This window comes from Candidatus Methanoperedens sp. BLZ2, from assembly GCF_002487355.1.
Lineage (GTDB): Archaea > Halobacteriota > Methanosarcinia > Methanosarcinales > Methanoperedenaceae > Methanoperedens.
Genome location: NZ_NTMG01000033.1, coordinates 25,413 through 33,553 on the forward strand (window position 1 = coordinate 25,413; position 8,141 = coordinate 33,553).

Consider the following 8,141-nt stretch of genomic DNA (forward strand, 5'->3'; position numbering starts at 1 on the left):
GACTGAAGGCGATAAGAATATGTGCATCCTTAAGAATATATCTTAAACCAGTGCAAAAATCGAGGCGTAAAAAATGGGCACGGATAAAACTGCAAAAAAAGGTAGAAGGATAAAAATTTGTTTAGTAAATCCCACCGAAGAAGAGAGATTATCACAAGAACCCTTGATTGCATTTTCATATTATTTATCTGAACGGAATAACGTTCTTTTATCAGTATCAGATGAAATTATTGAAAACCTTGATAAAGGTTTTACAAATAATCATACAGGTCTAATAGGACATGCTTCAACTTTGATGTGGTTTTGGACATTGGGAGCATATGAAGTTATCAGAACTATGTGTCAGGCAAAGGTATGTTTTTCTGAGAGCTTCTATGAAAAAATTTCTGAATTAAAAAACGATTTGGCAAAAGCAAGAATGCCAAGCGCAAAAATGGAGAAAAAAAAGAAGAAGAAAGGTAATTTGATACCTGTAGGCTCAAACCGAAGTCCAGATGGATGGGATATCCCTAATAAGGATTTATTGGTAGGTGATCCTGAAGATCCGATATCTGGACGTATGTTGCTTGAAAAGTATGATAATGTTTTATCTTCGCTAACTATTAAAGATATAAAAGCACGCCATGAAAATGCATACAATAAAGAGAGCAGGGAATGAAAACAACCTCAATATGAGAGTAAATATGATGTTGAAGAAAAGTCTGGTCGATAAAAAAGAACTAACAGAAATGGGAAATGTAATCATTAAATACTTTCCAAATCAATTAGACTTGAAAGGAGAATCTATCTATGGAAAAATATACCCTCCCTGTAGTAATAGAAAAAGACGATGATGGCTATTTTGCAATGTGTCCGGCTTTGCAGGGCTGTTACTCTCAGGGGGATACTTATGAGGAAGCACTCGAAAATATAAAAGACGCTATCCGCCTGCACATAGAAGATATTCTCGAAAGCGGCGAGGTAATTGAAAAGATTAACTCTTTCAGTCTTGTTGCCCTTGAAGTGACAGCATGAGCGAAAAGCTACCAAGAGTAACTGCAAATGAAATAATCAAAATTGTTGAAAAATTGGGCTTCCGTTTCTCAAGACAATCAGGCAGCCATAAAATATACAAGAATGAAGAAGGAAAAAGAGTAACTATTGCTTATCATAGCGGAAAAATCCTGCATCCAAAAGTTGTTAAAAGTATATTGGTTGATGCTGGATTATCTGTGGATGAATTTAAGAAGATGATGAAATAATAAGAACCACGAATTCTTGAGCCTATATCTGCTCCCTCTCTATACCGATTACGTGCCCCTCCTTTTTGGCAAATCCAATACATCGAATGAACGATACTAATCCTCATGCACCCAAGCGGGGATGCCCTCCGAATTCTATTCGGGGGTCGTTGACGCGTGCCTTGAAGCACAGGAAAGAAAGAACAAAAAGGATATAAAACATGAATGTAACGGCACATATCCACCGGGGTGAAAATCCCACCATGCGGAACTGCTCCCGCATGAAGAGAAGGGAAGTGCAATGCTGTGAAGCATTGTGCAGAGTTCCCGTATCGGCAGCCACAGCCCGAAACAACAAGTGAACCAGAAGTGGCCTTGACAGGATGCGATGTTCCGTCAACAAACAGAAGCTTGATCAGAATAATGACTGTCGGGATGATCATGGTCGGGATGGTCGAAAACGCTCTCCTGTGTGACCGAGGGAGGTCTCATAACGTCCTACTTGAAACTGGAAACAAACCCTACACGTTCCTGGGTCACTGGATTCAGTGGAAAAGATACGAGGTAGCCGAGGTATAACCTTACGGGAAAGCCAAAGCAATGCGTTATGAGACGTCGGAAGAACTCATAGTAGCGATGAACGTAGAGCCGATGAAACAGAGAACCTGCATCGATGGATGCAGGGGGCGACTCTGTCAAGGGAAAACTCAACCGAGCAAAGGAGTTCCAGTCTGGATAGAGTCGAGGTGAACAGCACGATAACACCAATCAGATTAAAAGAAGATACCAGAAAGGTAAGCACTGCCGAAACGGCAATAAAACGCCCTCTGATGACAGTATATGAAGATAGTGGAATAACTGCTGGAAGCCGAAACCGATGGAAACAGTAAATGAAGAAATGGAATCAGCAGTACCATGACAAATTCAAGGCATTTGCCCTGATACATAAAGTATGGGATCAAAAGAACCTTGAAAAGGCATGGAAAAGCGTAAAAGCAAATAGAGGAAGTGCTGGAAACGATAGAATAACCATTGAGCAATTCGAACAAAATTTACCGCAAAACTTAGCCGAAATAAAGAGACTGCTCAAAGAGAAACGCTATGAGCCAAGCCCGGTCTTAAGAGTATTGATCCCGAAAGACAACGGGAAGATGAGGAAACTTGGGATTCCTACAGTGAGAGACAGAGTAGTCCAGCAGGCATTAAAGAACGTACTTGAACCCATCTTTGAAGAAATATTCCTGCCCCAGAGCCACGGTTACAGACCCAACACTAATGCCCATGCGGCAGTCAGGAAGGGTGAAGCATACCTTGAAAGAGGCTACCACTGGGTAGTGGATGCTGATATTGAGGGATTCTTCGACCATGTTGACCATCAGATATTGATGGATCTTGTATGCGAAAAGATCGCAGACGGCAGAGTTCTTTCTCTTATAGAATCGTTCCTGAAAAGTGGAATAATGAACGAAGGCATATTCGAGGAGAGCAATGAAGGCACTCCTCAGGGCGGAAACCTCAGTCCGCTGCTATCGAATATTTATTTAAACCATTTCGATAGGAGAATGGGCGATTGTGGCTATCTGCTCCTGAGATATGCAGATGACATTGTTATTTTCTGCAAGTTCGAATCAGATGCACAGGATGCCCTGAAACGAGCAAAGGAGATTCTGGAGGACGAGTTAAAGTTGAAACTCAGCCCTGAGAAAACAAAGATCATCAATGCAAGAAAGAAAGGGGTTGAGTTCCTTGGTTTTCACTTCAATGGAAGATGGAAAAGACCGAGGGACAAAGCAAGGAAGAGGTTCAGGGAAGAGATAAAGCGTCGAACAAGACGGCAGCAACCTAAGAACCTTGAAATGGCGATAGAATCCATCAATCCGGTTATCCGGGGTTGGGGGAACTATTTCAAGGGCGGCACTGTGAAGAAATCGTTCGAGGAGCTTGATGGATGTATCAGGGGACGCTTAAGGAGCTTTGTAGCTAAGAGGCGTACTCTGAAGATACTTGTTTTCGGGATACATCCTGCCGAGTTTGCCAAGATGGGGCTGGTTTCACTTTCTTCGATGCTGGATGATACCATCTCTTGTAAAGGGATATGACAGACGAAAGCTGCATACGGGAAATCCGTCTGTGCAGTTTGATGAGGGGGTGGTGCCTGAAAGGGCACTGCTCTACTCTGCGAAGGCGATATGAACCCTCATCTCCCTAAAGGCGATGGATTCCAGAATAACCTCTGAAATGCTGAGAATCGGGCGTATGGAGAGTATATCTAAAATTGCATATGACAAAAATTATATGCAGAAAAGTTATAGGAGATTTCAAAGGTGATTATAGAATATGGGAAGCATTTCTATTGTGATTTTAGAGGAATTAGGTAATCAAAAATATATTTTGAAATGTGCGGTTTGTGGCGGTTCAGGAGAAATGTCACGAGATCACGATGGTCATAGTCCGTATGTCATATGTTCAGTTTGCTACGGTAGAGGAAAAGTCTTGGTAGAAGTTAGCGGCTCTCTTCCTTTTGTAACATGTGCGGTTTGCAACGGTTCAGGAGAAATGTCAAGAGATCACGATGGTCATAGTCCATATGTCATATGTAGTGCATGCCTGGGAGTTGGAGCTCAACCAATTACAGGAGGAATGGAACTTATTAGGTAAAATTGTTAATTAACTCTGTTAAACTCTCCTATCAACTCTGGTTCATAAATAACGATTCAGCGCCTGAATTAAAGATAAAAATCAAGTTAACAGACAGGAATGCAAAATCTCTGAGCATCCTCCTGATGCCAACGCAATTCATTGCGTGGTCGTGTGACGAATATTCCTTTGCTAAATGTTCTGTTATTCACATTTCCCGATGCCTGAAAAAAGATCAAAATATTAAAAAAAGTATTATTTCTTAGCTAATAGATAGCTGGCGATAATGATAACGATCACAGATACAATACTTATCACAAGGCTCAGTTCCGGGCGCACATCAGTAGCGCCTTCCACGCCGCCAATAATTCCTACTGCATACAATATGTAACCAACGGTTTTTTCATTGAATTCCATAATTCGACCTCTTATTGTTTATATAGGATTGCAACTATTATAAATAGTTTACTACTGTATTTGCTTTTGCCCTTTATTTTCTACGATAATACGAAAATCCCCCCATCGATACCGAAAATATCATTCAGATCCTTCTATTCTCTTTTCCTCTCTTTATCAGGCACTTCCTATCACTCCCGATAAGATCCTCCCTTCCTGCCATCTTCAGTCCCTCGGTCACAAATCCGTAATTTCGTTCATCCCTGTACTGCAAAAGCGCCCTCTGTATCCTTTTTTCCCGTCCTTTTGCCACGTGCACTTTTTCCATCGTAAAAGGATCAATGCCTGTGTAATACATACATGTTGAAGCGGTCATAGGCGTGGGTGTGAAGTCCTGCACCTGTTCGGTGTAAAGGTTGTTATCGCGGATATATTCTGCAAGCTCAACCATGTCCTCGACGCTGCATCCGGGATGCCCGGACATGAAATACGGAAGAATATATTGCCGTTTCCCCGGCCTTTTATTTTCTGCGTCAAATCGTTTCCTGAAATCCTCGAACATTTCTTTTCCTGGTTTGTGCATAATATCTGTAACATGTTTTATTATGTGTTCAGGCGCAACTTTGAGATGTCCGCTCACATGATGCTCGCATAGTTGGGAAAGGTACCCGGATGTATCTTTAAGCACAAGGTCATAGCGTATCCCCGAACCTATGAACACTTTTTTAACTCCTTCTATTTCAAGAAGGCGCCGGAGGAGTTCGACCTGGTTCTTATGGCTTGCGTCAAGACTTTTGCAACCCATACATATTTTATCGGGACATGCTCCCTCTCCCTGCCACCTCTTGCAATGCATCGAATACATATTTGCAGTTGGTCCTCCCACATCCTGCACGATGCCCTTAAAATCAGGCATCTTCGTCATTCTTTTTACTTCCCGTACAATTGATTCTATGCTCCTGCTCTGGATTATCCTTCCCTGGTGATGCGTAAGGGCGCAAAAGGAGCATGATGCAAAGCATCCGCGGTGGCTCACGACCGAGAATTTGACAGGGGCAAGCGCTGGTATGGGCTTATTATAAGAGGGATGCGCTTTTCTTGAAAAAGGAAGTTCATATACATGGTCAAGTTCCTGTGTACTCAACGGCATTGCGGGTTTATTCTGGATTATTATGGTTTTCGGGTGCGTTTGCACCACAGGTCTTCCCCTGACCGGGTCTTGTTCCTGGTAATGAAGATTAAATGCTTTAGCATAAAGCTCTTTATCGCGCGACACATCAGGAAATCCGGGAATTTCCATATAGCTCTCATGCTCCATGGAGCGCCATTTGCTTATTTCCACTTTAATAGCGGTTCCTGCTAAATCCCTGATCTCTTTAATGTTCTGGCCTTTTGAAAGACGATTTGCGATCTCTACAACCTGTCTTTCTCCCATCCCGAAGACAATCATATCCGCAGGCGCATCTGCAAGGATGGACTGGCGCACCGAATCAGACCAGTGATCATAATGGGCAAACCGCCGCAGGCTTGCTTCAATTCCACCAAGAATTATCGGTGTACCAGGGAAAATCGAATGAAGCTTATCAGAATATACAATTGATGCGCGGTTTGGCCGCAGTCCCCCTTTTCCGCCTGGTGAATAGACATCATCACTCCTGATTTTGAGGTTCGCAGTATAATTATTTACCATGGAATCAACATTTCCCGAACTCACACCGAAGAATAACCGCGGTTTTCCTAACTTTTTAAAATCATCATTACTTTTCCAGTCAGGTTGTGCTATGATACCAACAGTGAATCCTGCATCCCGGAGAACGCGCCCGATCAATGCTGTCCCAAAAGAAGGATGGTCAACATAGGCATCGCCTGTTACAAGGATTATGTCAAATTCCCGGATGCCGGGTTTTTTAGCTTCCTGAAGTGATATCGGAAGGATTGGGGGTTGGGATTTCATGATTTCGATATAAAATAATCACGGTTTCTTAATACCAGCTCACAAAAATTATCACCATCGCTCCGTCTCTTCGTGCAAATATGTAATATATTTTTATCAATACGGCTTTTTGTCCCGAATACGCGATGCATTCCCATCAATGCAATTGCACATCCATGCAGGTTTCTTTCTATCTTCAAAGTTTCTACAACTTCGCCTGCATCTTCAAGACCCCATGAATGCATCATTTTTGTCAATTTAATTCGTTCATTTTTATCGAGCATATGAAAAACATCATTGAACATCCTGCCAATCCTACTTGCACTTTTTCCCCATCTTATTCGCACAGGGACAAGGTCATGCACGATCATGAATTCGATTAATTTACCCTTAAGTTTCATCTCTCAACCCTTTCACTATTTCTTCAATGAAATTTCATGTATATGGATTATTGTATAAATATTTCACGCCGGTGTAATATTTTATGAACATCCGATATCGGTTAAGTTTTGCAGCTTATTCGAGGACAGGACATGATCTAAAAGTATTGCTACCCTTTTATTAAGAAAAAGAACCAATACAGCATAATGAATTCTGTACCTGGCGATCAGGAACTGCCTCTTGAGGAGCATATCAAGGAACTACGTTCAAGGATGCTGGTAGTGGCTGTTCCGATCATCCTGATTACTTCTATTGCTTTCATTTATTCCGGAGTGCTCTTAAAACTGATATGGAACAACGCAATTCCGCTGCCAATGACCATATACTCCCCGATGGAACTGATCCTTACACGATTTAAACTCTCTTTAGTTACAGCACTTTTTATAGGGATACCTCTTCTTGTTTATGAGGGATTCATGTTTACTGCAAAAGGACTTTATAAAAATGAAAAAATGTTTTTCATCAAGATCGTGCCATTTTCATTTATACTATTCATGCTGGGGGCAATTCTTGCTTATTTTTTTGTATTGCCCATTCTGTTCAAATATACGATATTTTATTCAAATGATGTTGCAAACCCGCAGGTTTCGGTCATAAAAACAATTGACACGATAATTACACTGATACTGGGATTTGGACTTATATTCCAGTTTCCTTTACTCCTCATATCTGCGATCAAGATGGGTCTATTGAAACGTGATTTCATTAGAGGAAAACGAAAATTCGTTTATGGGGCTCTTATTGCGTTTGCATTTTTTATAACTCCCGATCCCACAGCCATTTCGGAACTGATAGTGGCATTAGTTCTTGTAATGTTGTTTGAGTTCAGTTTGATGATTGCCAGATATTTTTGATCTGCTCAATCTGCTCAATTTTCACATCGTTGGGGTGCAGGGGTAGAGGAAGCCCCTGATTTATAATCAGGGGAGAAATCGTACCCCGCCTTCAAATAACTATATATACAGATTGAACATTTATATCAATATGAACAGCATTGCTAAAACCCATTGGTACAACGAGAATACCCAATCTCCAATATGTAAATCGGCGGGAAATAGTTTTCAATTTGCTGACATTCCAGTAGATGTAACCTGTAAAAAATGTTTAGAACTATTAAAAGAAAATCGTGGGTTTGTATTAAAACATACTGGATATTTGATATGAAACAAACGCTTGTGGTTAAACTGGATACAAACAAGGAACAGCATAGTGCTATTCTTGAAACAATGCACAGGTTTAATGAAGCGTGTAATTATATTGCCGATATTGCTTTTGAACTGAAAACCGCAAACAAGAGGGAACTTCAAAAGGTTGTCTATTATGATGTCAGGGATAAATTTAAACTTTCTGCACAGCTTACCATAAGGGCTATTGCTAAGGTTTGTGAATCCTATAAACGCGATAAAACCATCAAACCGACATTCAAGCCTACCGGAGCTATCGTTTATGATCAAAGAATCCTGTCCTTCCGAAAGCTGGAAGCCATATCTATCCTTACCAACAGTGGAAGGCTG

At 41.2% G+C, this 8,141-nt stretch carries 10 protein-coding genes and 1 pseudogene; 8 read left to right on the forward strand and 3 right to left on the reverse strand.

Annotated elements, in window-relative coordinates:
* The first annotated feature begins 73 nt into the window (after positions 1-73).
* From CL181_RS05610 to CL181_RS05635, 6 genes are all read left to right on the forward strand, one after another.
* Positions 74-658, forward strand: coding sequence for a hypothetical protein (locus CL181_RS05610; RefSeq protein ID WP_097298283.1), 585 nt, complete (start codon positions 74-76; stop codon positions 656-658).
* 131 nt (positions 659-789) lie between these two features.
* On the forward strand, positions 790-1,014 hold the full coding sequence (locus CL181_RS05615; RefSeq protein ID WP_097298284.1) for a type II toxin-antitoxin system HicB family antitoxin: 225 nt from the start codon (positions 790-792) through the stop codon (positions 1,012-1,014).
* Positions 1,011-1,241, forward strand: a complete 231-nt coding sequence (locus CL181_RS05620) for a type II toxin-antitoxin system HicA family toxin (RefSeq protein ID WP_097298285.1) — start codon at positions 1,011-1,013, stop codon at positions 1,239-1,241. The genes CL181_RS05615 and CL181_RS05620 overlap by 4 nt, the downstream gene beginning before the upstream one ends.
* A 656-nt stretch (positions 1,242-1,897) precedes the next feature.
* The gene (locus CL181_RS05625; RefSeq protein ID WP_097298286.1) at positions 1,898-2,110 is read left to right on the forward strand and encodes a hypothetical protein; all 213 of its coding nucleotides are present in this window, start codon (positions 1,898-1,900) and stop codon (positions 2,108-2,110) included.
* Positions 2,111-3,319, forward strand: a complete 1,209-nt coding sequence (gene ltrA, locus CL181_RS05630) for a group II intron reverse transcriptase/maturase (RefSeq protein WP_097298287.1) — start codon at positions 2,111-2,113, stop codon at positions 3,317-3,319.
* Between the two features lie 394 nt (positions 3,320-3,713).
* Positions 3,714-3,878 (forward strand): hypothetical protein, encoded by a 165-nt coding sequence (locus CL181_RS05635; protein WP_176505080.1) that lies wholly within the window; start codon positions 3,714-3,716, stop codon positions 3,876-3,878.
* A gap of 234 nt (positions 3,879-4,112) precedes the next feature.
* Here the strand turns inward: CL181_RS05635 and CL181_RS20160 are convergent, their stop codons facing one another.
* The 3 genes from CL181_RS20160 to CL181_RS05650 all read right to left on the reverse strand — a co-directional run bounded on the left by CL181_RS20160 (position 4,113) and on the right by CL181_RS05650 (position 6,587).
* Entirely contained in the window at positions 4,113-4,274 is a 162-nt protein-coding gene (locus CL181_RS20160; RefSeq protein WP_176505081.1) for a hypothetical protein, read from the reverse strand.
* 124 nt (positions 4,275-4,398) lie between these two features.
* The gene (locus CL181_RS05645; RefSeq protein WP_097298293.1) at positions 4,399-6,207 is read right to left on the reverse strand and encodes a YgiQ family radical SAM protein; all 1,809 of its coding nucleotides are present in this window, start codon (positions 6,205-6,207) and stop codon (positions 4,399-4,401) included.
* Positions 6,204-6,587 carry a hypothetical protein gene (locus CL181_RS05650; protein WP_097298294.1) on the reverse strand — a complete coding sequence of 128 codons (384 nt, stop codon included), beginning with the start codon at positions 6,585-6,587 and terminating at the stop codon, positions 6,204-6,206. The genes CL181_RS05645 and CL181_RS05650 overlap by 4 nt, the downstream gene beginning before the upstream one ends.
* Before the next feature lie 186 nt (positions 6,588-6,773).
* Between CL181_RS05650 and tatC the strand changes: the two genes are divergently transcribed.
* Both tatC and CL181_RS05660 read left to right on the forward strand, forming a co-directional pair.
* Positions 6,774-7,481, forward strand: a complete 708-nt coding sequence (gene tatC, locus CL181_RS05655; protein ID WP_097298296.1) for a twin-arginine translocase subunit TatC — start codon at positions 6,774-6,776, stop codon at positions 7,479-7,481.
* Between the two features lie 306 nt (positions 7,482-7,787).
* Positions 7,788-8,141 (forward strand): annotated as a pseudogene (locus CL181_RS05660) (RNA-guided endonuclease TnpB family protein); the annotation flags it as partial.